This window comes from Faecousia intestinalis (assembly GCF_040096185.1).
Lineage (GTDB): Bacteria > Bacillota > Clostridia > Oscillospirales > Oscillospiraceae > JAZOXB01.
Window position 1 is genome coordinate 77,900 of sequence record NZ_JBBMFF010000270.1, and the last position, 26,377, is coordinate 104,276.

General features: G+C 51.7%; 28 protein-coding genes and 4 pseudogenes. 2 read left to right on the top strand and 30 right to left on the bottom strand.

Going from position 1 to position 26,377, the window contains the following annotated elements; genetic code table 11:
• Positions 1-29: 29 nt before the first annotated feature.
• The 11 genes and pseudogenes from WMO66_RS13915 to WMO66_RS13965 all read right to left on the bottom strand — a co-directional run bounded on the left by WMO66_RS13915 (position 30) and on the right by WMO66_RS13965 (position 11,064).
• Positions 30-1,199: a DUF4366 domain-containing protein gene (locus tag WMO66_RS13915; protein WP_009249971.1), complete on the bottom strand. Its 1,170-nt coding sequence runs from the start codon at positions 1,197-1,199 to the stop codon at positions 30-32.
• On the bottom strand, positions 1,189-1,434 hold the full coding sequence (locus WMO66_RS13920; RefSeq protein ID WP_009249970.1) for a DUF4315 family protein: 246 nt from the start codon (positions 1,432-1,434) through the stop codon (positions 1,189-1,191). Before WMO66_RS13920 ends, WMO66_RS13915 begins: the two co-directional genes overlap by 11 nt.
• Before the next feature lie 18 nt (positions 1,435-1,452).
• Complete coding sequence (locus tag WMO66_RS13925) at positions 1,453-3,663, bottom strand: CD1108 family mobile element protein (RefSeq protein WP_349136977.1); 2,211 nt, start codon at positions 3,661-3,663, stop codon at positions 1,453-1,455.
• Between the two features lie 615 nt (positions 3,664-4,278).
• On the bottom strand, positions 4,279-6,750 hold the full coding sequence (locus tag WMO66_RS13930; protein WP_009249968.1) for a VirB4-like conjugal transfer ATPase, CD1110 family: 2,472 nt from the start codon (positions 6,748-6,750) through the stop codon (positions 4,279-4,281).
• On the bottom strand, positions 6,650-7,084 hold the full coding sequence (locus tag WMO66_RS13935) for a PrgI family protein (RefSeq protein WP_044983744.1): 435 nt from the start codon (positions 7,082-7,084) through the stop codon (positions 6,650-6,652). The genes WMO66_RS13930 and WMO66_RS13935 overlap by 101 nt, the downstream gene beginning before the upstream one ends.
• A gap of 33 nt (positions 7,085-7,117) precedes the next feature.
• Complete coding sequence (locus WMO66_RS13940) at positions 7,118-7,672, bottom strand: MT-A70 family methyltransferase (RefSeq protein WP_009249967.1); 555 nt, start codon at positions 7,670-7,672, stop codon at positions 7,118-7,120.
• On the bottom strand, positions 7,672-8,112 hold the full coding sequence (locus WMO66_RS13945) for a SpoVG family protein (RefSeq protein WP_009249966.1): 441 nt from the start codon (positions 8,110-8,112) through the stop codon (positions 7,672-7,674). Before WMO66_RS13945 ends, WMO66_RS13940 begins: the two co-directional genes overlap by 1 nt.
• Positions 8,113-8,151: 39 nt before the next feature.
• On the bottom strand, positions 8,152-9,015 hold the full coding sequence (locus tag WMO66_RS13950; RefSeq protein ID WP_009249965.1) for a VirB6/TrbL-like conjugal transfer protein, CD1112 family: 864 nt from the start codon (positions 9,013-9,015) through the stop codon (positions 8,152-8,154).
• A 6-nt stretch (positions 9,016-9,021) separates the two neighbouring features.
• Positions 9,022-9,105: pseudogene (locus tag WMO66_RS13955) on the bottom strand (Maff2 family mobile element protein); the annotation flags it as partial.
• A gap of 90 nt (positions 9,106-9,195) precedes the next feature.
• Positions 9,196-10,866 carry a recombinase family protein gene (locus WMO66_RS13960; protein ID WP_349136978.1) on the bottom strand — a complete coding sequence of 557 codons (1,671 nt, stop codon included), beginning with the start codon at positions 10,864-10,866 and terminating at the stop codon, positions 9,196-9,198.
• Entirely contained in the window at positions 10,867-11,064 is a 198-nt protein-coding gene (locus WMO66_RS13965; protein WP_055270759.1) for a hypothetical protein, read from the bottom strand.
• On the opposite strand from WMO66_RS13965, the gene WMO66_RS13970 reads away from it, so the two are divergent.
• Positions 11,038-11,277, top strand: coding sequence for a tweety protein (locus tag WMO66_RS13970; RefSeq protein ID WP_117524374.1), 240 nt, complete (start codon positions 11,038-11,040; stop codon positions 11,275-11,277). The two genes, WMO66_RS13965 and WMO66_RS13970, sit on opposite strands and share 27 nt — an antisense overlap.
• Before the next feature lie 28 nt (positions 11,278-11,305).
• Here WMO66_RS13970 and WMO66_RS13975 read toward each other — a convergent pair whose 3' ends face one another.
• The 8 genes from WMO66_RS13975 to WMO66_RS14010 form a co-directional block, all read right to left on the bottom strand.
• Positions 11,306-12,643, bottom strand: coding sequence for a virulence-associated E family protein (locus tag WMO66_RS13975; protein ID WP_349136984.1), 1,338 nt, complete (start codon positions 12,641-12,643; stop codon positions 11,306-11,308).
• A complete protein-coding gene (locus tag WMO66_RS13980; protein WP_349136979.1) occupies positions 12,612-13,256 on the bottom strand; it encodes a CHC2 zinc finger domain-containing protein in 645 nt (214 codons plus the stop codon). The genes WMO66_RS13975 and WMO66_RS13980 overlap by 32 nt, the downstream gene beginning before the upstream one ends.
• 65 nt (positions 13,257-13,321) lie before the next feature.
• The gene (gene mobQ / locus WMO66_RS13985) at positions 13,322-14,902 is read right to left on the bottom strand and encodes a MobQ family relaxase (protein ID WP_349136980.1); all 1,581 of its coding nucleotides are present in this window, start codon (positions 14,900-14,902) and stop codon (positions 13,322-13,324) included.
• 133 nt (positions 14,903-15,035) lie between these two features.
• Entirely contained in the window at positions 15,036-15,629 is a 594-nt protein-coding gene (locus tag WMO66_RS13990; protein ID WP_015555147.1) for a VanZ family protein, read from the bottom strand.
• A gap of 344 nt (positions 15,630-15,973) precedes the next feature.
• Positions 15,974-16,294 carry a transposon-transfer assisting family protein gene (locus tag WMO66_RS13995; RefSeq protein ID WP_087418069.1) on the bottom strand — a complete coding sequence of 107 codons (321 nt, stop codon included), beginning with the start codon at positions 16,292-16,294 and terminating at the stop codon, positions 15,974-15,976.
• Positions 16,291-16,590 carry a DUF3847 domain-containing protein gene (locus tag WMO66_RS14000; RefSeq protein ID WP_087418070.1) on the bottom strand — a complete coding sequence of 100 codons (300 nt, stop codon included), beginning with the start codon at positions 16,588-16,590 and terminating at the stop codon, positions 16,291-16,293. Before WMO66_RS14000 ends, WMO66_RS13995 begins: the two co-directional genes overlap by 4 nt.
• Positions 16,587-16,925 carry a replication initiator protein A gene (locus tag WMO66_RS14005; protein ID WP_349136981.1) on the bottom strand — a complete coding sequence of 113 codons (339 nt, stop codon included), beginning with the start codon at positions 16,923-16,925 and terminating at the stop codon, positions 16,587-16,589. Before WMO66_RS14005 ends, WMO66_RS14000 begins: the two co-directional genes overlap by 4 nt.
• Positions 16,926-17,117: a hypothetical protein gene (locus tag WMO66_RS14010; RefSeq protein ID WP_172455309.1), complete on the bottom strand. Its 192-nt coding sequence runs from the start codon at positions 17,115-17,117 to the stop codon at positions 16,926-16,928.
• A 533-nt stretch (positions 17,118-17,650) separates the two neighbouring features.
• Here WMO66_RS14010 and WMO66_RS14015 point away from each other — a divergent pair.
• Entirely contained in the window at positions 17,651-18,463 is an 813-nt protein-coding gene (locus WMO66_RS14015) for a helix-turn-helix domain-containing protein (protein ID WP_207685206.1), read from the top strand.
• Between the two features lie 84 nt (positions 18,464-18,547).
• Here WMO66_RS14015 and WMO66_RS14020 read toward each other — a convergent pair whose 3' ends face one another.
• From WMO66_RS14020 to WMO66_RS14075, 11 genes and pseudogenes are all read right to left on the bottom strand, one after another.
• Positions 18,548-19,441 (bottom strand): zinc ribbon domain-containing protein, encoded by an 894-nt coding sequence (locus tag WMO66_RS14020; RefSeq protein ID WP_349136982.1) that lies wholly within the window; start codon positions 19,439-19,441, stop codon positions 18,548-18,550.
• The gene (locus tag WMO66_RS14025) at positions 19,438-19,815 is read right to left on the bottom strand and encodes a hypothetical protein (protein WP_005933737.1); all 378 of its coding nucleotides are present in this window, start codon (positions 19,813-19,815) and stop codon (positions 19,438-19,440) included. The genes WMO66_RS14020 and WMO66_RS14025 overlap by 4 nt, the downstream gene beginning before the upstream one ends.
• Positions 19,805-20,329 (bottom strand): RNA polymerase sigma factor, encoded by a 525-nt coding sequence (locus WMO66_RS14030; RefSeq protein ID WP_035394353.1) that lies wholly within the window; start codon positions 20,327-20,329, stop codon positions 19,805-19,807. The genes WMO66_RS14025 and WMO66_RS14030 overlap by 11 nt, the downstream gene beginning before the upstream one ends.
• 177 nt (positions 20,330-20,506) lie before the next feature.
• Positions 20,507-20,710, bottom strand: a pseudogene (locus WMO66_RS14035) (helix-turn-helix domain-containing protein); the annotation flags it as partial.
• Between the two features lie 142 nt (positions 20,711-20,852).
• Positions 20,853-21,005 (bottom strand): annotated as a pseudogene (locus tag WMO66_RS14040) (Maff2 family mobile element protein); the annotation flags it as partial.
• A 243-nt stretch (positions 21,006-21,248) separates the two neighbouring features.
• Positions 21,249-23,090, bottom strand: a complete 1,842-nt coding sequence (locus tag WMO66_RS14045; protein ID WP_217752829.1) for a VirD4-like conjugal transfer protein, CD1115 family — start codon at positions 23,088-23,090, stop codon at positions 21,249-21,251.
• A 2-nt stretch (positions 23,091-23,092) separates the two neighbouring features.
• The gene (locus WMO66_RS14050) at positions 23,093-23,563 is read right to left on the bottom strand and encodes a PcfB family protein (RefSeq protein ID WP_009252029.1); all 471 of its coding nucleotides are present in this window, start codon (positions 23,561-23,563) and stop codon (positions 23,093-23,095) included.
• A 36-nt stretch (positions 23,564-23,599) separates the two neighbouring features.
• The gene (locus WMO66_RS14055) at positions 23,600-24,400 is read right to left on the bottom strand and encodes a hypothetical protein (protein WP_009252030.1); all 801 of its coding nucleotides are present in this window, start codon (positions 24,398-24,400) and stop codon (positions 23,600-23,602) included.
• A gap of 6 nt (positions 24,401-24,406) precedes the next feature.
• Positions 24,407-25,519 (bottom strand): DUF3846 domain-containing protein, encoded by a 1,113-nt coding sequence (locus tag WMO66_RS14560; protein ID WP_009252031.1) that lies wholly within the window; start codon positions 25,517-25,519, stop codon positions 24,407-24,409.
• A complete protein-coding gene (locus WMO66_RS14070) occupies positions 25,516-25,887 on the bottom strand; it encodes a DUF4314 domain-containing protein (protein WP_009252032.1) in 372 nt (123 codons plus the stop codon). The genes WMO66_RS14560 and WMO66_RS14070 overlap by 4 nt, the downstream gene beginning before the upstream one ends.
• A pseudogene (locus WMO66_RS14075) lies at positions 25,884-26,377 on the bottom strand (hypothetical protein); the annotation flags it as partial. The gene WMO66_RS14070 and the pseudogene WMO66_RS14075, both read right to left, overlap by 4 nt.

Below are 26,377 nucleotides of genomic sequence, written 5' to 3' on the forward strand. Positions count from 1 at the left end.
ACTTTCATAAAATAGGTAAGGACGGCGCATTACTCGCCGTCCTCATGGGTGCTATCCTCAAAGTCATCCTCGGAGAGATATTCCGGTTCGCCGTAAGCCTCGTCCGGGTCAAAGCCCTCCCCGTAGCCGTCGTCCTCGTCAAATTCGTCCTCGTCCGCCGCCTGCTGTTTCGGGCGCACGATCTTCACATAATAGCCGACGCCTCCGACTGCAAGCAGGGCGACGATGATAAAGATGATCGTGCCGACGCTGCCGGTATCTTTCTTTGGCTGTTCCGATTCAGCCGGTTCCTCCGGCTCTGCCGGCTTTTCCTTTCCGATGCAGCCGTTTAAGTCATTTTTGCAGACCGGGCAGCCGGTATTGACTTTTCCGGCCTCGCATTTCTCCTTACAGGTGCAGACATCCGCAGCGGGGATCACGCTCACGCTGCCATCATTCTTTTCCGCAAGGGCCATCAGGTCCGCCTCGGTGACGCCATTCAGAAAGTAAACGTTGTTGTCGTCACGCTTGCCGTCAATGATAAGGTAGAACACATTCCCGGCCTCGGTGGTAATGGTGTAAAACTGTTTATCCCCATCCTCGCCGGTGGCGCTGTCCAGCACGGTCCCGGTCCCCTCCGGGGTGAAAGCGCCCTCCGGGACGGAGGAAGTGGTGGGCTCCGGTGTGCCGGAATTTCCTGTACTGCCGGAGCTGCCGTCCTGGGAGCTTGTGCCGCCCGAATCCGTTCCCGTATTGGAACTGCTGCTTTGGGTGCCCGTGCTGCCGGAAGAAGCTGCCTGGGTCTGTACCGGTTTTGTTGCCGGGGTGCTGCTCTGGCTCGGCTGCGTGGGGGCAGCCGGCTTTTCCGTGGACACCGGTTCCTTGTAATAGGGGTTGTCAAATTGCACGGCATCAGAACGGTTGCCGGCATAATCCACCGCGTAGACGCTCACTTTTTTATCTGTGCCGGCATAATCCTTCAGCGCGACAGAGGCTTTCCCGTCCACAAGGGAATTTACACGGGTCTTGTCGATATAGACCGCCTCCACGCCGGAATTGTCGTCGCTGCTTACGATCTTTACGGTTTCCCCATCCAGCACCGCCGTAAGCGTGGGCGGCGTGGTGTCCTTGCCCCCGGCGGCAAAAGCCGTCATGGGCAAGGTCATGGCGCCTATGAGAAAGACAAGCGCCACAAGGAGAGAGATTCGTTTAGTCCTCATGCACTTCCTCCTGTTCCTGCGGCGAAGACTCCTGTGCGGACGCCATCTGCCGCGTTTTTAAGAATTCGGCCAGTTCCTGGGGCGTCAGGTGGTAGCTGCGGGCCACCGCCACAAAGTCGGTGTTCTCCAGCTCCGTTTTCTGTTTCTCCAAATCCTGGAGCCTGGCCTGCTGCTCCGCGATCTTCGCCTTGGTCTTTTCAATGTCTTTTGCCAGTTTTTCAATTTTAGGGTTCAAGTTGTTACCTCCATTCTGTTAAGGCAGCCGCGCAAAGGTGTAAAAATGCTGCTGCCAGTAACTTGTATTGATATTTGCGTAAGAGATCGGGTCCCCGCAGTGGATCATCATTCCGTTACCCACATAGATTCCCACATGGCTTGCGCCGCTGGTGTTATAGGTCCCCTGGAAGAAAATCAGGTCGCCGGGTCTTGCGTCCGCACTCGATACAGGCGTACACACGCCTAAAAGCCCGTCCGCGGTAAGCCGCCCGAAGTTCCAGCCGGTATGGTTGACTACCCAGGAAACGAAGCCTGAACAGTCAAAGGAAGTGGAAGGGCTTGCGCCGCCCCACACATACGGATAGCCTAAGTATTTCTCCGCCTCCGCGATCATGGCCGCGAACTGTTCATCCGCAAGGGCCTCCGGCGGAATATCGTAATCAAAGTAGCTGCCGCCTCCGCCTGCGCCAATGGCTGGCAGCCCGGTACTGCCGGTGTCACCGGTATCTGCAAAATACAGCGGATTCAAATACTGCCCGTCCACCAATACCTCCAGGTGCAGGTGCGGCCCGGTGGAATTGCCGGTGCTGCCGACCTTCGCGATTACATCCCCGGCCTTTACTTCCTGGCCCACGGACACAAGAAGCTGTGAACAGTGGCCGTATTTCGTGGTAAGGGTATGCCCCTCGTAAGCCTCGCCTTCAATGGCGACACACAGGCCGTAGCCGCCCGCGTTTCCTGCCAGCGTAACCGTACCGTCATGGCCGGCTAAGATTTCCGTGCCCTGGGCCATGCCGATGTCAACGCCGGTATGGTAGTTCTTTTCCCCGCTGATGGGGTGTACCCGGTAGCCGTAGTAGCTGGTGACATAGGGCAGCCAGTTTATCCCAAAGACATTTTTCACATACTGCCGGTTGCCCTTGGTCTGCAATAGAATCTCACAGATTTCTTTCTGCTCGGTGCTCATGCGCTGCACCACCAGGTTTGCAAGAGGCGTGGCCGTGAGCTTTACATTCAGAATGTGCCACTCATACGGTACTTCTTCCTCGGTTTCCTCGCCGGTCTCCGGGTCAACATGGGTCTCTGTCCGGTAGCGGATTTCCGTTTCCTCCGTAAAGGTAAGGGAATACTGCTCATTAAAAAGCTGCCGCAGGACGCCCTCGATCTGCTCATAGGTGAAATTCTGATAGGCAGAAGTGAGATAGCCCATCAGGATATAGGGGTCATGCTCGATTGCGCCGATGTTATAGCGGTACTCGTCATAACCGGGCCGGTCTGTCTCCACACGGTCTATTTCCATTTGCAGGTCTGTTTCCCACTCGGTATAGATAAGCTCCGCGTTGTTGATGTCCTGGTCCTCCGCCAGATAGGTAGAGGCGGCGATACTTCCCAGGCCCCCGGTCCCGATATTGGAAAACGAGGAAAACAGCGAAGAAATGAGAAATACCACCAAAAGCAGAAGGACGAGAATGCTGCAGATAACCGGGTGACGCTTGACGGTGTTTACCACCGAAGCAGCGATCTTTTCCGTTGTAACGGCTGCGTTCTTTGCCCGCTTTCCGGTTTTCTGTGCCTCCCTTGCGGCTTTGGCATACTGCCGTTTCAGCTTTTGCTTCTGCCACATCCGGGCAAGGAAATTTTTCTTTAGCTCCGGGTGTTCCGAAAGGGTCTGCCGGTAGGCAAGCTTCGCGTTAGCCCTCGCTGATTTCTGCTGTAACTTTGTCACCCGGCGGTATGGCGCTGTTTTATGGCGGTGGTACAGGGTGCGCGCCCAGGCCTCACCCACAAGCTCGGTGCGGTGGGCGGCTTTCACGCCGACATTTTCTTCCTCCGCCTGGTAGATTTTCTTATGGGCGTAGCCGACAGCCGTATTCGCTGCCGCCTTTACCGGGCGCATGGGAAGGGAGCCCTTTACATGCGCCCGCTGGGATTTTACTTCCTGCTCAAATTTCAGCCGTTTTTTTGCTTTGCCGGTCTCCGGGTCGGAAGCCGTCTCCATCCGCAGTTTTTTCCGGGAAGGCAGACGCGCCTCGGCGTCCTCCAGCTTCTTTTCCACACGCTCGGCCCTGCGCCTCGCCTGGGTCAGCTTTTTATCCGCCGCCTCCGGTGGCAGCTCGTCAGCGGTAAATTCCAGCTTGGAAGGCCGTTTCGGTTCTCCCTCGGCTGAACCCGGCTGTTTCTCCTGGGGTTCCTCGGCTTTTGCCGCCTCCTGGAAACGCTGCTGGTACTTGTTGCCATGCTGGTGCATCCGGCGTCTGCCCGATGTTTCCCCGGCATTTGTGCTGCCGGCCTCCGAAGCAGCGGAAGCCTCCGAACTGCCGGAACCGGGCAACTCCTGGCCGCCGCGCCGGGAAAAGTCTGCATCCCGGCGCTGGAGCCTGCCGGAATCACTGTGCCTGGAATCCTGCTGCCTGCTTTCGCGGAAGCTGTCACGCCCGGAAAAATCCGGCCCGTTTTGCTGCGGAACGCTGCGGCTGTCCTGAATGAAGCTGTCAGAATCCCCGGACGACTGCCGGGAAAAAGCCTCCGCATGTGTTCCATAGTCCGCAGATTCATAAGCCGCCATTTCATCCACTGGCTGCCGGGAAGCAGCAGCATACGTATTGGAATCCGTTGCTGGAACTGCGCCGTCCTCCGAAGCCCCTTGATACAGGTTCCACCCTCTATGGCGGTTATCTTCCTGCACAGGAGCGTCACGGGCCCGGCGCAGATCAAAATCCTGCCCGCGCATCTCGCCGGTCCGGACGTCGGTTTCTGTTTTTCCCGCCGGCTGCCGCACCGCGTCTTTGGGCCGTCTGAACTCTTTATCACGGGACATATCCATCACCTCCAGTCTGAATTATCGTTGCTGGTCTGCCGGCGCTCATGCGCCTGCCACTTCATCCGGCCTTGTGGTAAGGACCGAATACAGAAGGGTGTCCTTCGGGAAGTGATCGACGAAAGGAATAATCACATTGCCGAAAAACAAAAGACCCTCGCCGGGGCCGGAATGGGTCACATAGGAAAGCTGGTGGGGCGAAATGCCTAACTGCTTCGCCAAAATCTGCCGGTCTCCCTGGGCCTGGTTGAGCATGTAGATAAAATCCGAGTTCTCAAAGATGTTCTCGATCTCCCTGGAAGCCAGCAGGTCCTTCACATTCTGCGTTAAACCGCTGGGAATCCCGCCCCATTTTCTGAACCGTTTCCATATCTCTACACTGAAACTTCCGGTCTGTCCTTTCAGCAGGAGGTGGAATTCGTCGATATAGAACCAGGTCGTCTTATGCTTGGAGCGGTTGGCCGTAACACGGTTCCAGACCGCGTCCTGCATGATAAGAAGGCCGATCTCTTTCAGGGCCTTTCCCAATGACTTCAACTGGAAGCACAGTACCCGGTGGTGATCCATCTGGATATTGGAACGGTGGTTAAACACATTCAAGGAACCATTGACGTAGATTTCCAGCGCCGTGGCGATATTCTGCGCCTCCGGTTCGCTCTGTTTGCGAAGGAGGTCGTACAAATCCCCCAGGATTGGCATGTTTTCCGGGCGCGGGTCCTGCAAATAGTCCCGGTACACAAGCCTTGTGCAGCGGTCAATGATCGTCTTTTCAATAGGGGAAAGCCCCTCCTTGCCGCCGATGATAAGGTCACACAGAGACAGGATAAAATCACTTTTCAGGGTGATCGGGTTTTCATCATCCGAATAGTCCAGGTTTATATCCATCGGATTGATGTAGTTAGTGGAGTTAGGGGAAATGTCAATGACCTGCCCCTGAGCTCCAAACTGCTTTACCAAAGGCCCGTACTCATTTTCCGGGTCTGCTATGATAATGTCGTCCTCCGTCAGAAGGAACACATTGACGATCTCACGCTTGGCAGAGAAAGATTTGCCACTGCCGGGCGTACCCAGGAACAGGCCGTTGGGGTTTTTCAGGTTCTTGCGGTTCGCCATAATCAGGTTGTTGCTAAGGGCATTGAGACCGTAATACAAAGCCTCGCCCTCCTGAAACAGCTCGCAGGTGGTAAACGGCACGAAAATGGCCGTGCTGCTGGTGGTAAGACCCCGCTCGATCTCGATCTGGTTCTGCCCCAGGCATAGAGAGGACATAAGGCCCTGCTCCTGCTGGAAGTCCAGGCGTTTCAGGGCACAGTTGTATTTCTGCGCCACACCGGAAGCGGAAAAAATATCCGTAAACAGCTTTTTGCGCTTCGGGGCGATATTCTCCACCAGAACCGTCACAAGGAACATCCTTTCATTCCGGCTCTGCAAATCCTGCAGGAGATTTTTCGCTTCTTCCCCATAAGTGGCAAGGTCGGTAGGTATGATGTCCATGTCATAGCCGGAGCGGACCGCTTTCTTCTGTTCCTCAATCGTCATCTTCTGCAAATCAGACATCTTGCGTTTGATGTTCTTGATCGCCTGGGCCTGGTCGATAGACTGGATATGCAGGTTGATTGTCACGGCGTCATCCAGGTCAAGCAGTTCCGCCAGCAGCCGATCCGTCAGCTCCGGGGCCAAAATCTGCAAGAAGGACACCGCGCCGGAATGGTCGCCCACCCGGAAGGTCTTGCCGTCCTGGGAGAAGGAGAGACCGGAAGGGGCGATATAGTCCTTTGTGGAGAGCCCGGTTTTCGGCAAATCCGACCAGTTAAAATGAAGTTTCTCCTGGCCGTCCGGGTGGAGCTGGCTGTGCAGAAGCTCCAGACGTTCCAGCCCGTTTAAGGGCCTTGCCTGCACGCCCAGGGCTTTGAAGTTCCCCAGCACGTCCGTTTCGATCCGTTCCAGACGCATTTTCGCCGTGCGAAGGTCCTCCGCTTCAATCCCGAAGGTGATGTATTTCCGCTTGGTAAGGCCGTTGTTGCCCTTTTGGAGCTGGTTCTTTAACATATCCGCGTACTCCCTGCGGATTCCGTCGTACTCGTCGCCACGGGCAGGAATCTCTATGCTGTGAACAAAGTCCTGCATATTGGCCCGCTGGTTGATGAAGGTGAGCTGCACATGGATCGAGGCGTCAAAGTAATTGAGAAAATCGCAGTAGCCCTCAAAAATCTGCGCCTTGTCGTCCGCCTGCGCGAGCTGGTAGTTAATATCAAAGAACTGCACCGTCTTGGTGTAATAATTGCCGCTCACACGGCAGATACCGTCCCGGTACATTTCCTTATAGGGAATACTCTGCTGGACCGTCTGCGGGGCGTCCGCTTTCAGCCCGGAAAAAAAGCCGGGCTTTTTCTTCGGCCCGGCAGGAGAGGCAGTTTTACTTCCTGCCTTTCTTGCTTCGGTGCGGGTCTTTTTTGCCTGCTTTACGTTTCTTTGCAGACGTTTTTCCTGCGCCTCCTGCTGTCTGGTTTTTGGCAATCTGTGATACCTCCTTTTTGGATATGGATTTGTAGAAGTTTTCTGTCCGGTAAGGGCGGTCCTTCGGCCAGAGCTTATAGCGGAGCCGGTTCCTTAACAGCTTTTCCGCCGGCTGCCCGTCCTTCTCATACATGGCAAAGAAGAAAAAGGGCATCATCAGGCCGATCATAAGGAGCACCGCCGCCGAATTGCCGATGGCGCCGCGGGTAAGGAAATATACCGGCAGCCCCACCAGCGCGGCCAGACTGAAACAAATAAGCTGGCGCTTTGTCAGGCCAGCGGCTACTTTGGTCTTGACTTTGGTTAAGTCTTTGGGTACGGGTACATAAGGCATTTCGTTGTCACCTCCGATCTGCGAGAATCTTTTTTATCCGTTTTGCGGCATTGTAATACTGCAATCCACTTCATTGCCCCATACATCCCAGCCGGGGGTCTGCTGCCTGGCAAAAAGCTCCACCCTGGGCTGATCTCCCATGAGCTTTATGATCTTGTCCCGCACTTCATCGGGTTTCTTGCTGTGCTGCTCGATATGGGAGATCACAAACTGGTGGATTCCCGCACACTGGCGTTTCGGGTGCCCGCGTGTTGCCAGCAGACATACCTCCGCGTTGGAGCGGGTCCAGAAGCCCATCCCATAAAACCAGCTATCGGCTTTCCGGTTCTGCTTCAGCCACAGAAACGCCAGGGTCTTATAGTGGAAGCCCCATGCCTCAATCACCCGGAACGCCTCATTAAGCTGCGGGAAGGTGGCCCATAGAAAAAGCGCACTGTCTTTGGCCGCAAGGTCTGCAACCGGCAGTGCGCATATTTCATCCATGCTCATGGTGGGGTAATGGTTTTCTGCCACGCCTTTGCCGCGCTTCATGTCATAGCGCCAGGGCGGGTCCGCGTACACAATGCCATATTTCTTAGCCTCCGCCATCAGCGGGCCTGCTCACTCTTGGCAGGCGCGGGCTTTGCCGGCTGCGTCTTGACCTTTCCGGCATTTTCTTTCAGGGCGCCGGTCAGGGAAGGCTTTTCTGCGTCCCTGGTCGCTTCAAGGGTGGCCTGCAAATTTTCAATCGCCTGGCCGTACCCTTCGATCAGGGCGTCGTTGAGCTGCCTGCGAAAGTCCGCCGTCACCGGCCAGCACACATCCCTCCATTTTCCCTGCTTATCCTGGGTGGAAGGCATGTTGACATACAGGCCGTTCTCGCCGGAGCAGATACGGAAGCCGTCGATCTTGAAACAGTCGCCAATCGTCACGTTGGCAAAGGCCAAGAGGTTCCCCATCGGGGCAATCGGGCGCACGGTTACATCCAGCTTCAAGCTTTCGGACGCCTGAGTGTCCGGCTGCATGGGTTCGGTATTGGTTTTACTCATAATGAAAGTTCCTCCTTGTTAAAATGTAGTTGTTACCCGCTAATGCGAGTTGAATATACTTTTAGATAACGAGCCTGTCTTAAAGAGGGCGAAGGCCAGCAGTACGGTATATCCCGCCGTGCCCCAGATCGCACCGTGAATATCGCCGGACGAGGGGATCGACTGGACCAGCACCGCGTAGATCGCGACGCATACCAGAATTAAGAACCCCTGGAATCCCAGAGCGAACAGGGAACGAAGGTAATTCGTCCCCATCTGTCCCCATTCACGGTTTGCCATTGTGGAAAACGGTATGGGTGCCAGGCTGACCGTGAGATATATTTCAATCATGCGGCCATAGACAATGACAAAGATCACAATAGACAGTACCCACATACACAGGTTGATGATGTTGGTTTCCAGCCATAAGCCGATCAGCTCCCACATCCCCATTGCTTCAAGCTGCGTTTCCAGGTCAGCCAGCGCCGCCGTGACATCCAGGTTCCCGTTTATCACGCCGGCGCTCCGCGATACCACATTTTGGGCGACATCAAACACCGCCATGACAATCGTAAAACAGTTGGTAAGCAGGTAGGTGGCTACAAAGGTCTTGAAGATCCACTTGAAGATGTTGAACGTATCAAAATCGTGCATGTTGTTCTTTTCCAAAATCATCTGAATCAGCTCATATACCAGCACAAAGGTCAGGATCATGCCCGCAATGGGAATGACGACGGTTTCAGAAAGATTCTGGATCATACTGAACACGCCGCCATTCCAGCCCTGCGGGGTCTGTCCGACCTGCCCGGCCACATCCGCGACCTGGCTGTTTACCGATTCAAAAATACTGGTGTACTGCCCGGTGATCGCTTCGATCAGGCCCTCTTTGATCCAGTCTGTTATCCAATCAAACAGACTGCCCATCGGCTATTAACTGAACAGGCCGGACAGGAGCGGAATCAGCGTGGCACCCACCAGGGCGATACCGCCGCCCGCCATAAGCTGTTTTATCCCCAATTAGGTGTAAAACTCTGCTCGATGGCGGGCGGCGGCGTACAAAAAATCTATATGGTGTTTTTAAGAGAACCGTCCCGGCGGGACAGGTCAGGCAGTGACCTGTTCCACCTCCGGGATGGGTTTGAGATTAAAATGAATTTCGATAGAAATGTGTCTTGTTTTATCTTCGTCAATGCGCTCATGCACGACGATTTCTTTGATTAAGCGGTTAAGGGTGGCTGCGTCCAGCTCTGTGATGTTGGCGTATTCCTGAATGGCTTCCACCCATTGTTTTGCGTCATTGGCAAGCTGGACTTCATCGGACAGCCGCTTTCTGCCCTCGGACACTTTTGCTTTAAGCTCCATCTGCTCGGTCTGTGTCTTTTCCAGTATGGTGTTGAAATTCTGCTCACTGATACGCCCTGCAATCATATCCTCATAAAGCCGCATTACCATTTTGTCCAGAACCTCAATCCGTTCCTCGTCCCTTGTAAGGGAGCGTTCCATTGCTTCCCGCTGTTCCCGCTGCTCGGCTTCACAGGTATTGGTCAGGCGGTCGGCAACCGCTTCCCCGTCCATCAGGGCAGCTCTGGCACATTCCCGGATTTTCCGCAGCACATGGCTGTAAAGGGTGTCATAGTCAATCCGATGCTGGGTGCAGTGGTTCTTTCCAAAGGCATTGTAGGTCTTGCAGGAATAAATCTGCTGAGGATGTTTTGCGTTTGTGTAGCGTACCGTCAGCGACTTCCCACACTCGCCGCATTTTATCAGTCCGGCAAACAGGCTGATTTCATTGGTCTGCCCCGGACGCTGGCGGGATTTCAGCTTATTCTGCACAATGTCAAAGCTCATGCGGTCAATCAGCGGTTCATGCTGCCCCTCCACCACAATCCAGTCCTCCGGCTTCTTTTCCCCAATCGTGCCGATTTTGAAACGGTAGTCCTTTTTCTGGGAAGCAATCGCCCCGGTGTAGACGGGATTCATCAAAAGGTCTTTGATAACGGAGAAGTCCCACATATACCGTCCTTTTTCTGGGTCTTTCTTTTCCCATTTGGTGCGGGTATTGCGAAGCCCCCGTTCCCGGTTCCACCATGTGGGGCAGGGGATTTTTTCTTCCTCCAGCCGTCTGCGGATATAGTTCGGACCATGACCGTTTAGGGCATACCCGAAAATCAGCCGCACAATCGGGGCGGTTTCCTCGTCAATGAGCAGATGGTTTTTGTCCTCCGGGTCTTTCCGATACCCAAACGGGGCAAGACACCCGGTAAACTGTCCTTTCTGCGCTTTCAGAAGATAAGAGGAATGGACTTTCTTGGAAATATCCTTGCTGTACATCTCGTTCAGGATATTCTTGAACGGGGCAATATCGTTGTTATCCCGCAGGGTGTCGATACCGTCATTCATGGCGATATAGCGGACACCGTTTCTTGGGAAAAAGTCCTCAATCAAATGCCCGGTTTGCAGATAGTTCCGCCCCAGTCGGCTGAGGTCTTTCGTGATGACAAGGTTGATTTGCCTGCGCTCAATGGCTCTCAACATTCTCTGTAAATCAGGACGCTCCATATTAAGACCTGTGAAACCATCGTCCTGATAGACTGCCACAACCTCCCATCCCTGCTTTTCGCAGTATTTTTCCAGCATATCACGCTGGTTTGCGATACTGGCACTTTCGCCTTGCAGGTCATCGTCCTTTGACAGCCTGCAATAGACCGCCGCACGATAGCCCCCGGCAAGTGCCGAACCGATTGTTCTGTATTCCATTTCGTTCATCATAGCCATTTACCCACACAATCCAGACGGTATCTGGCTCTTTTGAACCTCATCTTCATTATAGCTCATATCTTTCTTTTTAGCAAGATATTCTTTCGTATTTGTCTTTCCGTATTTCTGGGAAATCAGGCTGACGAACACATCGGTTGCATCCAGCTCCCCGTCAAATACAGTGGTCACATGAATCTCTGTTTTGTTTTTTGCCATAGGCAGTTATCCTCCATACATGAAAATAGCCAGACAGAGGGTGTCGGCAACGAAGTCCGGCAACGGGCTTCAAAAGACCTTGCAAACAATCTCAATCTGGCGGTGGTTACTATTTATACTTTTCTTTTATTTTTCTGTTGTTTTGGTTGTTATAAGGGAGAAAAGCCCGGAAATAAGGGGTTTTCCCCGGCAACCGGCTCGGCAACGGGATAGCAACAGGGGGTGCAACGGGTGGTCATTTTCAGAATGGAAGCTCCATCTGTTCTGTGACCTCCACAAAACCGTCCATCGTTTTTTCAGACGGGTTGCCGGAGTCCGTTGCCGGGTTTTCTCGCTCCCAGCCCTTTTGTCTGCCATATTCGGAAAACATTCTTGGGTTCGGGAAGTACCGCCAGCGGTCAATGCACTGGTTCATAATCTCGTTGATTTCCCGGATTTCCCATTGCTTCGGCTCGTCAAAGGCATGGTTCAAGGCTTCCTTGTAGAGCTGCTTGGAGCAGACCATGCTCCCGGTGTACTTATCAAGATACGCCTGTATCATCCCGGCTTTGGTGTCCTCCGGCATAAAATCCCGCTGGTGTTCTTTGAGATACCGCTGCATGGCGGGGCTGAAAGCCAGCTTGAACCTGCCGCTTCGGTAAATCTCCATCGCTTCCGCCCACATCTGCTCAATATAGGCTCTGGAAGCAGCTTCGTCCTCCAAAATGTGAACCTCAGCTTGCTCCGGGTACACCATGACCGGGATAAAGCGGCGGTTGCCGGAACGGTCAAGGGGCAGGAAGTCAAGGGCATTGGAAGTGCCGCCAAACACGCACTGGCGGGGGCGGTCTGCCGGGTGGGTTTCATAGGGTATCTTGTAGACCTCCTTCTGCCGGCTTAAAAATGACTTGATTTCTTCGATGCTCTTGGCGTTTGCGGTTGCCATCATTTCCGACATTTCGATAATCCAGTGACCTTGCAGCTTGCGGTACACATTGTCATCGTCCAGCTTCCGCAAATCATCGGAAAACCACTCGTCCCGGACTGCCAGCAGCCGGAAGAAGGTGGATTTGCCAGCCCCCTGACCGCCTACCAGACACAGCATGATTTCAAACTTGCTTCCGGGCTTAAATGCCCTTGTAATCGCCCCCAGCATGAACAGCTTCAAGGCTTCATAGGTGTAATCGTCCACATCAGCCCCCAGAAAGTGCCGCAGACAGAAGCGGATGCGCTCAGTCCCGTCCCATGCAAGGCTGTTCAGAAAATCCCGGATGGGGTGGTACTTATTCTCATTCGCCACAATCCCGATGGCGGTTTCAATCTTTTTCTCACTGGTAAGCCCGTAGGTTTCCTCCAGATAGAGAAGCAGATACTTCATGTCCGTATCGGTCAGGGCTGTGCTTTCTCTGTGAAAACCGATGGGCTTTATGATGTCCTTGCGGTCGGTCAGGATGTTGTAGGCGATTGCCCCGGCAAGCACAGGGTCACGCTGGAATACGGTCAGGCAGTTCCGTATGCTCTGGCGGACGCCGCCTTTCTCGGTGGTTTCCAGAGTTGCCTTTACTTCCTCAACGCTCTGGGGCGGCTGCATGGCGTTCATGGTGTTTTTTAGTTCTTGCTGCGTCTGCGGCTGCAAGCTCTGCCATTCGCTGTTCAAGCTGTATCACATCCTTTCCGTATTCCGTAATCAAAGCCGCTTTTTCCTCTGTTTCCCCGAACAGCAGCACATCCAGCAGATATTCCACATGGTCTTGCTTCTGTAAGGCTTCCACAAACCGGGGATGAAAGACTTCCTCCGGGGAGTGCGGGGCATATTCCTTTCTCCACACTCGGAGCAGGTGGAGATAATCGGCAAGAATACGGAAGCAGCGGTTTTTTGCTTCCTGAAACTGTTCCTCCGGGGATTTCTGCCGGGGCTTGGGCTTTTTTGCCTTTCCAGGCGGTTTCCAGTCCTCATAGGAAAGCCCGAAGTCCTGTGCCAGCTGTACGGCGGCTTCTTTCTTTCCCAGCCCATACAGGGCGGCGGCAAAATCAATCACATCCCCATCCGCACCGCAGCCGAAGCAGTGGTAACGCCGATCCAGCTTCATGCTTGGGGTTTTATCGTTATGGAACGGGCAGCAAGCCATCCCGTTGCGACCTACATGGATTCCATAATGCTCCGCAGCCTGTCTTGTTGTGACGGACTGCTTCACAGCTTCAAATACATTCAAATCTATCCCTCCTTGAAAATAAGAAAAGCACCTGACATTCTCTGCTTGAAAATGGCAAGTGCCTGTTAAAGTTCCATATCCTGTTGTTTGTGCTTCGTCTGTGCCGGGACAGTTCTTTGTGCTTTTTTCTCGTCAGCCTTATCCTGCAAGACTTCTTTGATAGGCTGTTTCTTGGGCGGCTCTTTGCTTTCTTCTGTGCCGGGGGTGGCTTTCCGTACCCAGTAGCGAATGTCCCGCAGCTTCTTCAAATCCTCCTGTACCTCGGTCAGCGGTGTTTTCAGGGCTGCAATTTCTTCCAGAAGCGTTTCCTGCTCCTCTTGCAGCTCCTTTTGGGTACTGTCCTTATCGTCCGGGTGCTTGGCAAGGTAGGCGGCGGCTTTCGCATACCGGGTAACCTCCGGGTGTTCCTGTTTGAATTTCTCCTTTGTTTTCTTGAAAAATATCTTCTGGTACTTCTCATAGACAGGCTTACATTCCTTGCAGTCTGTCCGGCTGGCAAGAATCCCGTCAATCACTTTGCTGCGGGCTTCCTTTAGCTTCATCTGATTGCGGTAATCTGCGGCTGATTTCCCGGAAGATTCCAGAAACGCTTCTAAGTCCTCCACAGTGGAAAGCCCCTTTTGCCGGAGATAGGACAGGGCTTCGCTGACTGCCTTTAAGTCCTGTGAAGTCCCCCGGTTCTGTCCAGCCCTCGTCCAGTCCTTCCGTTCTTCCTTTCGTATCTCCATGTACTTCATCAGCAGATTGGGAAGAAGTGTCGCTTCCTCCGCCGCTTTTTGTGCAAGCAGCTCTTTCCGTTTTTCTCCCAGCTCGGTAATCCAGCCTTTGAGGTTTTGGATAAGCTGCCGGATGGACTTCATCAGACTGTTGGCGGCTCTGATTTCCCGGTTCAGGTTTCCGATATTCGTCTGGATACCACGCTTTTCCATCTGCCGGACAGCAGCCCCCTCATGGACAGTGGGGACAATATCAAGCCCCTGTCTGGCATAGGAACGCAAGTCCACACGCTCCGGACGGTCATTGGCTTCCAGATAGCGGTTCTGGATGACCTCCCATTCATGCCGCCAGATTTCGCAATACTTCTGGTCGTTCCAATCCACCGTATCCTCCTTGTGGCTTTTCCATCTGCCGGACGGAAGTTTTATCCGTTCCCCGTTTTCGTCAAGGTCATAAACCTTGCGGCTCTTGGGAAGCCATTTTCCATGTTCGTCCATTGCCCTCATAGTGAGCATGACATGGGCGTGGGGATTGTGTCCCGGCGGATGGGGGTCATGGATTGCAAAATCAGCAATCATGCCTTTGGAAACAAACTGCTGCTGACAAAACTCCCGGACAAGGACAGCGTACTGGTCAGGCGGTATCTCTCTTGGGATGGTAAGCACCCACCGCCTTGCAAGCTGGGAGTTCCATTGTTTTTCCACCGCTTCGGCGGCGTTCCAGAGAGTGTTGCGGTCTGCGTACTCCTGCGGGGCGTTTGCCGGAAGCATGATTTCGTTGTGGACGATACCACGCTTTTCCGGGTAGTGCTTTATTTCTTGGTCGTATTCGCAGAACAGCTTTTCGCCGCTTTGGTAGGCAGCGGCGGCAACAGCAGACTGGCGATTGCTGCGCTGTACAATAGAGATTTGATTGTGTGGACAGGGCATTTTGTGTTCCTCCTTTCCGATTTTGGGCAGAAAAAAAGCAGGAGACCTTTTTCAGATTTCCTGCCTGGTGTGCCGCTGGGGGCGGCTGGTATTTAGTTATTAAGAAATTTAGGGAGCATTTCGAACTTGTAAATCACAAAATCAGCTCCCATAGTAAGGATGCAGTGAATGGCTGTAGTAAAAACATTATTAACATTACTGTTCCGCAGATAATATACAAGTCTTTATTTTCTGCATTTAATTCTGGATACTGTGTAAAATTTTTTGTAATCCGCTTGGCAATGAAATAACCACCTAATGTACCTACCATATTTGTAATTATATCGTTAATGTCGGTTGTCCTAAAAGTAAAGATTTGTGAAATCTCTATTGCAATAGTCATGCACATTGCAAATAACATTGTGTTTTTTATTGCCTTGTATTTTTTCCATAACATAGGCAATAAAAAGCCTAATGGCACAAACAAAAGAACATTTAAACAAGCATTTACAAAATCAGAAATCATATCGACTAACGGAATGATATTGATTGTAAAATCTAAATTCAAAGATAACACACTTGGAAAACCAACAAGAGATAAAACTGCCACAAGATAAAACGCAAACACAATATATATAAGCGTTTGCTTCAAGCTGCGAAGAGAAATTTTCCCATATAAAGCCAGTAGTGGAACAATAAAGATAGCAGCCGCTACGATGTCAATAAGTGCACTATATATTCTGTGCATACTTAGCCCTCTTTTCTAAATCATAAATGTTTTATAATCTCATTATACATCAACACCGTATCGAAATATAGCGTGATGTTATTAAGATTGTTTAAACTTGTCGGCTGGGAACAGCTTGCAAGGCAAGGTGTTCCCAGATGGCAAGTCCACAAAAGGGTAGCTGGCGGCAGCCAGCGCAGGGGAAGTGTAGCGTCCCCTGTTTGATTTGGAGCAGACCATGACTGCGGAAAATCACAGCCCTCCGGCGAGGAGCCTTCGGAGAACGCAATGCACCATCCTCCGAGTGGTGTATAATTGCGCCCTCTTTCAGAGGGGCAGTCCACGGGTTGCGGCTCTGAAAGCGATTATGACCGTTCCCGGTCTGGCTCTTTTCTCTTGGGATGTGGCTTTTTCGTCCTCGCCTGTGCCTTGGCTTCGGCAAGCCTGCGCCGGATGGAATTGTCCCGATTCTGGATAAACCGCTGCTTCGTATCAGCGATAAAGCGGCGGCACTCCGGCTCCGGGATGGCGTCCAGCTTTCGGATGGTATTCTCCACAATATCCCTTGTCTGCCGGTCACGGATAACCGGCACGATTTCTTTCAGCCCCGCAAGGGTGTCCTCTTTTGTACCGGCGGCGTACTGATAGACCATAGCCAACTCGTCTTTAGAAAAATTCATCTTCATTCTGCGCCCTCCTTCTCTGTGCCGTTTCCGGCAAACACTTTTTCCATAAGCTGACGGGTGCTGTCTTTGTGGAACAGCAGCTTCAAGAATAGACTGACCTGTTCATCCGTGATGGCTTCTGGGTGGGGAAGGTAGCTTTCCAGCATGGCGGCTCTGGTGCAAAGCCGGTGCGTCCGTTCCTTCCGGGTCAGCGCCTTGGCCTGATGGGTCAGACGCTTTTCCTCCTGTTGCGCCCAGCGCAGCTTCTTTTCCGTTTTCTCTATCTCCTGATTGAGTGCTTCCAGCTTTTCATTCATAAGCGGCTGTCCTCCTTCTTGGGAATGAGTACATATATCTTGTTGGGTTCCCCGAAGCCCTGACGCACCCGCAGTATCAGTCCGGCGTCCTCCAATTCATTCAGGGAACGCTTCACGGTCATGGTGCTGCGGGCAAGTGCCGCCGCCAGTTCCACGATGGGGAAATGGATAAATAAAATCCCGTTGGTGTCCTCTATGCCGGACAGGAAAACAATATCCAACATCCGGGCGTACATGACCTTGGCGGTGCTGCTGATCGGGAGCCGCAGCATGGCTCTCGGCAGCGGCATACAGGGCGGCAGGGTGGTGTCTGCGGTCATAAATTCAACTTTCATTCAATCGGTGTCCTCCTTTACTTTTCGTTTTGAGCGTTTGGAAAGATAATGGGGGCAGTCCACAATGACCGCCCGGAAACTCTGCTTGCAAGTACGCTGACATTTCCGGCAAAGGTCGTTGTACGTTACCCGCCCCCGTTCATTGAGGAAGAAGGACAGTTCCAGCTTCCTCTTTTTCGGCATTCTCGGCATGGTGCCTCCTTAAACAAAAATCCGCCCATTTCAGCCGTAACAGCCGCAATAGACGGATAGCAGATTTTAGTGTCGTGTTTCGGGGCGATTTTCAGGGAAAAAGCGGCCATAGAACCGCCCGGAAATCCCCTGTAGTATTACGGATAGGGTAGACTACGCCCTATCGGATTGTTGTGTTTCGGTATCAATTCGGTGTTCATTTTCGCCGGTTCTCCCTGATGTCGTTCCTGCCCCTGGCTCTCACAACGGCGTTTCGCTCCCTTTGGTACGCTCGTTGCGGTCAGGGTTCCTCCATTTCCCTGCCGCAAGTCGTTGCGCTACATCGCCGGGGAGCATATCCCATACAGGCCGGTCATTCGATTGGAATAATCCATCGATGAACTACCTGTATCATAGAACATTTTTGTTCCCTGTGCCGTATATCCACAAAGTAGGATTTCGGGGCGAAAAACGGAAATTTCCACGATTATGGAAAGTATGGTATAATCCAGTTAGCGGCAGGAAAACAGCCGCCGGAAAGGAGTGAGCGCCCTATGCTGAAAGCGACTACCATACAGGAACGCCTTTGGGAGTTACGCAAAGATAAGGGCTTAAATCTGGAAGAACTGGCGCAGCAAACCGGCATTTCAAAGTCAGCCCTCGCCAGCTATGAAGCCAACGACAATAAGGAAATCAACCACGGCAATCTTATCACGCTGGCCGACTTCTATGAGGTATCTCTTGATTACCTGTTCTGCCGGACAGAAAACCGGGAGCAGATAAACACGCCCCTGATGGAACTGCACCTGAATGATGAAATGGTGGCGCTGCTAAAGAGTGGCCGTATCAATAACCGGCTCCTGTGTGAGATTGCTACCAATGATAAATTTGAGCAGCTTATGACCGACACGGAGATATACATAGACGGCCATGCAACCTCCACCTTTCGCACCCTTTATGAGTCTTTGGAAGAACAGCGGCAGACCATCATCCAGAAATACAAGCAGGCGGAAGATGATTTCTATTCAAAGACTATCCTTGCCGCAGAGGTAAAGGAAGAAGATTTCTTCTGTCATGTGACGCACAAAACATGGGACGCCATTCTCCATGACATACGGAAAGCCCATGAGCATGACATTGACAGTACGCCGGATTACTCTGCCGCAAAGAAAGTGGCGATGGATATTCGGAAAGCCATTCAATCCTCCGGGGATTATCTCGGAAAGGTGTGGGCGGTCATTTTCAATATGCTCGGCGTTGATTTCTACAAGCTGCCGCCGGATGAACAGAAGATATTGAAAAAGATATTGTCAAAAGCGCCGAACATTAAAAACAGCCCCTTCAACTTCCGGCGCAAGAGAAAATGAAAACTGCCGTTGTGGGAATGGGTGTTCCTGCAACGGCAGCTTTGGCTTTCTTTATTCAGTTTTTCAGCTTATCGGTCAAACTTATTATTTCACATAGATTTCTGAAATGGTATCTTCCACACCATTGATCTGCAATCTTACATGGATTTTCCCGTTTTCAAATTCACTCAAAGAATACTCTAAGGGGTCGGAAAGATTTGTGACATCAAAGGATTTTGATACATCACCCTGCACCAGCCACAAAGTAAGTGATGCTCCATCAGGCACCGTTTCGCAAGAAATATCAGCGTGAAGCATTTGAGTTTCTGCGTCATCTACCATCATGTTTTGTTCTTTCACAAATCCATCACTGGCACTTCTAAAATCCAACTTCCAAACACCATTCAGATAAGTGTCATAATTCATGCTGATTGTTCCCAAATTCCAAACTCGGTCGTTCGATGTAACATCCGTATTTACACCATTTCCGGTAGCAGCACTGACAATAAACCCTGTCAGGCAGACCAACATAAGCACCATACTGATAATACCGGCAACAATAAATTTTAAGTGGTGGGTTTCCTGTTTAACCATAACGCCATTATTCTCCTTGTTTTCAATATGCGTTCCGCATTCTTCACAATATTCTGCTTTCAATGAAATTCGATGCCCGCAGGCAGGACACGTTGCTTTTATCTCTGAACGGCGCAGAAAATAAATCAGCAAGCCAATAAAAGGAGTTGCGATAAAAACTACAATCGCCCACAATACCGGGTCGTCGCCCCGCTTTTTACAATCCTGATATACCCATGCTGCAAAGAAGCCACAAGTACATAGGGCGAAAAGAATAAAGCAAAGAAGCAGAATGGGAAGCAGCATGGAAAGGCCGCTAAAGCCATCGCTTTTCAGAAAATACAGTCCAAACCGCAGGAAAATTAACAGTAGAATAACTGGAATGCCGATATAAAGCGGAAGTTTGTTCTTTTTTGTATGATTCACGCTAATGCACCTCTTTTCTCAACACGGATTGTTATATCCTCTTTCATATTTGTCCTTTTAACACCAACGATGGTAAGCAAAACGCCTGCCAGTCCAATGTAGAAACAGATACCAGCAGCAAAGTAAGATAAATAAGTGTTGCTGATTACTATTAGTGCTACACCTGCCAGCATAATAAATGTAACTAAGTTCAAAATCATCGGCAAATACCAAAGAGAAAAACCGCGTGTGGCGGGTTGCTTTCGCATTGCCGTTTCCTTTTGATACAATGTCGCTTTCAGTTTGTTGTTCAACTCCGGGTCTGGTTCGTCAGCCAGTTTCATAGAAGCCCGGATGATTTCATCAATTTCTGTATTGAAAAGGTCATTTTTCATATCCCGCTTCCTCCAATCTTTTCTTAATCAGACTTCTTCCCTTAAACAATCGGCTTTTTACCGTTCCGGGCGGTTTCTTAATGATTGTTGATATTTGCTCTACGGAACAATTAGAAAGATAAAACAGTGTCAGCGGTATTCGGATTTTTTCTGGTAGGGTTTCAATAATCCGATTAACTTCTGAAATCAATTCTTTCTGCAAGTAGCTTTCTTCAATACTTTCGTCGGAATGTAAGACTGCTTCTGCTTCATCATCCAAATTACTACATGGAGCAATCATATTTCGGCGGGCCTGCTTTCGTCTATCGCTTTTCCAAAGATTGTGCGTCAAGGAAAAAAACAGTGCTTTGGGATTTTGCCCCCAGTCAAGTGTCCATTCCATTTCTAACGCTTTTAGAAAAGTCTGTTGATACAAGTCCTCTGCTTCTGATTTGTCCATACAGAGTTTCAGGCAAAATCTATATATATCTGTACCGAACTCATCAATACATTTCTCGATTTCTCTTGCGTCCAATGTTTCACCTCCATTGCCCGTTCACCCTATATTCGCCATGACTTTGTATGCGGTTCACTTTTTTCAAAAAATTTTTTTACAGGTAAAATGCCGGGGCGAAGTAGGTAGTTTCACTCCCGGCATTAAAAGAAAACTTTTCTTATGGTGTTTTGTGAAAGATAGCAATAGCTATTATTCATCGTCCTTCTCTAATTCGATTACATCTAAGATACCACAATTCAGGGCTTCGCAGATACGAACCAGCGTTTCCATGCTGATGTTTTTGCCTTTACCCATATTGGCTATCATATTTGTGGTAAGACCTGCGGCAATCCGCAAGTCCTCTTTCCTCATATTGCGCTCAACCAACGTATGCCAGAGGGGTTTATAGCTTATGTGCATTTATCCTCCTGCCTTCCTCCCGGTTCCGGGGTTCCTGTTCCCATTATAACAAAGTTCTTGCTATTCCACAAACATTTCTTGACACAATCGCCGGTTCCGTCTGGATTGTGCTTTTCCTTTCTTTTCTTGATTACATCTACTTAGCCATAAGCTGCTTGATCCCCTGGGATTTTGCACCGGGGTTGTCGTTGCCGTAACCTTCCAAAAGGTTGATGACACCCCATGCGCCGAGACCCGCGCCCAGGGCGATCACGAGAATTTTCAGCGTGTCAATCGCGCTTGTAAAAAAAGCCATAAAGTTAATCCTCCTTAATGTTCATAGAATTTATTGTTGTGGCCGCATTGGGCCGGAAACGAAAAAAGCCGCCGCCATGTTCAAATAGAAAACCTACAAAAACATGACGGCAGCATAAGGGGCAGGACAAGACCTGCGGGGGATATTCAGTTGTCAGGGAGAATCACGAATCCGCAATAGGCGCCTCCTTTCCAAAGGGTATAGAAAAACCCGCCATACAATAAGGAAATGATACGGCGGGTTTTACGCGCTTGTCTGCGCTGCCAGTTCTTCCGGCGTGATCTCATAGTTGGGGTACAGCTCTCTGGGACGTACAGGCAGTCTTGTAGACAGGTATTTCTCTATGTCAAAGGCGTTCTTTTCGTCAAAATCCGAAAGATATTTGTAATTCGGGTGTTTGGTAATGTCATACTTCCGGGACAGGAAGGGACGCACGCCCCTGATCTGCAGGAGGCATTTTCCGCCGTCCATCACCGCAAGCTCGTCAACGGACATCAAATCTTTTCCCAGCTTTTGAAAGTTCTGCCCGTGGGATTCCTGGGTGCCCTTCGTGACGCTGGTGTTATATAGATCAATGGTTTCTTTCCCCAGCAGGGAGTTCCAGCTTTTCAAGGTGGTTTCCTCCTTACCTCCCAGGAAAAGAGAAGAATCACAGTTGCCGATGATCGTGTCCATGTTGTCCTTATAAAGCGCTTTGAGCTGACTCTGGGCCTGCAATACCAGGCAGGCGGATATTTCCCTGGAACGGATCGTTGCCATCAGCTTTTCCAGGTTCGGGATTTGGCCTATATTGGCCGCCTCGTCGATCAGGCACCGCACATGGACCGGGAGCCTGCCACCAAATTTATCATCCGCCCGCTCACAGAGCAGGTTGAATAGCTGGGTATAAGCCATACTGACAAGGAAATTAAAGGTCGCGTCCGTATCACTGATAATAAAGAACAGCGCCGTTTTCCTGTCGCCCACCAGGTCAAGTTCCAGCTCGTCATACATGGTGATCTCCCGGACTTCCTTAATGTCAAACGGGGCAAGCCTGGCGCCGCAGCTAATTAAGATCGACTTAGCCGTCTTGCCTGCGGCCAGCTTGTATTTTTTATACTGCCGGAGGGCAAAGTGATCCGGGTCTTTCTGCTCCAGTGCGTCAAACAGCAAATCTACCGCGTTCTTGAAAGTCTCGTCATCCTCCCGGACCTCCATAGCGTTTATCATTTCCACCAGCGTGGAAAAGTTCTGCTCATTGGAGGGCGCTTCATAATAGATGTAGCCGATCAGCGCCGTATAGAGCAGTGTTTCGGCCTTGACCCAGAAATCGTCTCCCGATTTCCCTTCGCCTTTCGTGTTGGCGATCAGCACCGTTACCAGTTTGAGAATGTCCTTCTCATTGTGGATATACGCAAAAGGGTTATAGTGCATACTCTTTGAGAAATTGATGGTGTTGAATACCTTGATTTTATACGGCTCATACACGATCTTACCATTCTTGCCACGGACCGGCTTTCCGTCCTTATCCAGCTTCGGTGTGCCCCGGCTTAACAGCTTTCCAACCTCAATCAAGACCGTGCCCTTCGGATCGGTAACGACATAGGAGCTGTGCATCTGCATGAGATTGGGCTTGATAAAAAACCTCGTTTTGCCGGAGCCGGAACCGCCGACCACCAGCACATTTTTATTCCGGGCGTTGGCCGGGTTCTTCGGCCTGCCGGACATCATAAGCCCCTCGCTCTGCGTCAGAATGATGTTGTTTTCCGGTTTTTGGTCCATAAACGGTGCAATATCCGTTTTGCTGCCCCAGCGGGCAGAACCGTATTCCACATTTTTACGGTACTTTTTTGCGTCCTTTCCTTTGAGATACACCGCCAGCCTCATAATGACCGCACCGCAGAGCCCCACCAGCCAATCCAGCGCCGCACCGGGCCACATGCTCTGAAAGGCCAAAGTGAAGCCTTCACTTAGCCCCAGCAGTTTTTGCGAAGCATCCGCTCCGGGAGCCAGCCGTACCGTCTGGCCCAGCTTTGCGAATACCAAAAGGAACAGAAGGTAAGGCAGGTGGAGGATCACCTGCTTTTTCAGGGTGACCGTATCTATCTTCAACGCTCCGGCCCTCCATGCTCCTTATTCTTTACCTTGTCACGGCCAAGCGCCTGTGCCAGCTCTTTGAATTTGGCAAGCTGGGAAAGCAGCGACGGCCTGGTGCTACGGGCAAGGTCTTTTCTTGTATATTCCTTAAATGCCGCGGTCAGGGCGTCCGCCTGGTTTGCCTTGAAATACACCGTCCATTTGGGCGGATCCGTGCCGGGGTCTTTTTCAATGTGATAGCGGACCTCATGCTTTTTGGCGATCCGTTCAAAAGAGCGAATCCGTCCGGTCACTTCAATGGTACTGGCGCCGGGGTCCCTGGCGGTCAGCCGCTTCATGCTGTTGCGGCCAACTTTCGGGGTATTGCGGCTATGCTCCATCTTTTGAAGCGCGGCGGCAATGGCCGCTTTCAGCACCCGCCCGGACAGCTTTGCCGCCTGGACCGTGACCGACATGGTTCTTTGTTCAATATCTTCCTGCACCTACATCCTCCTTCCTGAAAAAATATAGTCTGTTCATTACCGTGCCTCACTTAGTACCTGCTGGCGCGGGGCGTGTTCGTGGGCTTTTTCCGCCTGTTCGATCTGAATCCGGGCGTGCCGAAGGAGCGTCTTAATCATGGAAGCCGGTTCTTTCACTTCCGAAAGGTGCTCCGTCATGCCTTTGCACTCGTCTGGCAGATAATCCGCCATTGCTTTACAGGCATCTTCCAGACTTCCGATGAATCCCCAGCAGCTATCCGACAGCTCGCCGTTTTTATACAGCTCAAAGCCATAACACTCACCCCGGAGATAGGCGTCATACTCAGCAACCTCGCCCCTAAGCAAATCCTCGGCTTTTTTTCGGAGGGCGCCGGTCATTTTCTCCCCGCCGAACTCTTTCAGCACATCCTCTTTGGAAACATACACCCAACCTACCTGCCCGCTGTCCCAGGGATCGTGGAAACTCTCTGTCTGCATGGCAAGGCCGCTGTGGTCCAGAAGGTACAGGGGCATCACAACGTATTTTTCAGAGATCACCCGGAGCATGGCATCATCCACGGCACGGGGGTCGGGGTGGTCGCCAGTCATTTTCCGGCTCCAGACCATATTTACCATGCGCTCATAGCGTTCCGTGCCGCGCTCATTGTTGCCAACGGTGTTTAAGTACATTTCCCGCAGAAAATCGTCCTTGTCAATATAGTTGTGGTGGTCGCCCAGGGCATAGCGGGGGTGGAAGCATACCATTGTCCCGAAGTTGTCATTAACTTCACGAGGGCTGATCAGCATATCGTCCGGCTGCACCATTAAGGCATAGGGTTCCTGTTCTGCCATCAGCATAAGCCATCAGCTCCTTTCCGGTTCTTTCTTTTTCTCCGGCGTCTTAGGTTCTGCCTTTGCCGCCTGTTTCTTAGCGTCGTCAAGCAGCTCCCGCAGCGACACATCCCGCTTTGCCTCCGGCTGCCGGGCGCCGCCCAAAAAATCCGGCACTTCCTTAAACCCAATGCTGTCCACATAGTAGGCGGTGTCGCTGCCTTTTTCGTGGAGCACTACTACATCAGAGACAGAAAGGGAATGCCCCTTAAAATCCTCCGGGTGGTCGATGTTAAAGCGGGTATAAATATCTTCCAGTGTTTCGCCGGGCGAAAGCTCCGCCGCATAGACCATCTGGTAATTGTCCCTGTCTACCGGGAGCCCTTTCTTTTCCAGCCAATCAAGGGACATAAAGCGCAGGTCATCGGTGCTGTCCGATAAGTCAAGCTGGTAAATGGAGTAGGCGCTGATCCCGTATTCTTTTTCATAGGCGGCAATGCGATCCAGCAGCGGCCCGGCCTCGCCGTTCAGGTGTTCCTCCTGAATGACAGTTGCCATCCTCATGCGTATCTTTCCGGTCTGCCCGGAAAGGAGTTCGTCCGCCATGCGTTCTTTTTCCTCATGGAAAACGGGGTGCATATCCGCATAAGCGTCACTGTACTGCCGCAGGAACACATCCAGGTCAAAGGCCAGGTCCGTGGACTCGTCCAGCCGCATTTCTTCCCGCTGTGCCTCCTGTGCGGCCATCTGCGCCCGCTGTGCCTCCTGTTCTTCAGGGGAAGGGACCGGCTGCTTGACTGCCAGGATTTTCCCGGCAATGCGGACAAACTGCTCCGGGTGCTCAAACTGCTGCCGGTATTTCTCCATAAGGTCTGCTGGAAGGTCTGTAAAATCTTCCTCGCCAAGCCCGCAGAGAAAGAAATTCCCTGCAACAATGTCATAGATATTGCCCTCGTCATCATGGAGAGCACGGTTCAGGGGAAGCCCCATGTATTTGCCTTCCTCGTTACAGATCAAGGCAACCGGGTCATCGTAAGGGTAAACAGCCTGAATGTCCCCGCCGACAGCGGCCTGCAATGGCTCCAGACCTTCGCCAATTTCTGCCGCATAGGGGACTTTCCCAGGCTCCACCATTAAAACTTTCATAACTGCATATCCTCCTTCTTTTTATTCGGCTTTGCCTGCCGCCTGCCTTCTTCCCGTTCTTTCCCTGGCTGCGTTTTGGAAGCGGTAAGCCTGCTTACGACAGAACCCTTCGCCGCATTCTCCGCCTCAATCTCTTTTGCGGACAGCCTGCGAAAACTGTCTGTGTCCGGGATAAGGGCAAGCCCGCTGCCATTGTCCCATTTCACATGAATCTGAGACTGGTCATCCACATAGTTAACCGTTCCCCTCATTCCTGCCGGAATCGGTGCAAACGGATCATCCATCCCAATCAGTTCCAGCCTTGTACCGGGAGGGTATGACTGCCGGTAAGATTCTGCCATGCGGCGGTTCTTTTCCCACTCATTCATAAGCTGCTCCTTTCTTCTGACTGATATTTTTCTCCCTGTCGGACCGGCTGCCCGGATTCTTTTGCGTCCAGCTTCGCCGCCGCCAGTTTCCCCAGCACGGAAGGCTTTTCCGCCTTTTCGGGCAAAGAAATATCGCCCTCCGAAACCTCGGCGGCGGTGTGCTCTGCCTTGACCGGTTCCTGGCCCTCCACGGTATAACCGGGAAGGAGGGTACCGTGAACGGTAAAGTGGTGCTCATATTCTTTTGGAATCTGCGGAGAGATTTCTGTAAACAGGTGGGAGTAGGCTTTCTTGCGCCCATCCAGGTATTTCATAGCGGCGGCTTTGTCGGTATAGCGTTTCTGGTTCTGCCCGGCGATCTTTTCCCCATATCCCTCCTTCGGGGAATTCACATACACATCCCATGTCACATACCAGGCAACCGGGACGCTTTGCTTCGTTTCCCGGTCATATTTGGTATCTTCCCAAACGCTGCATGTCATCTTATAGA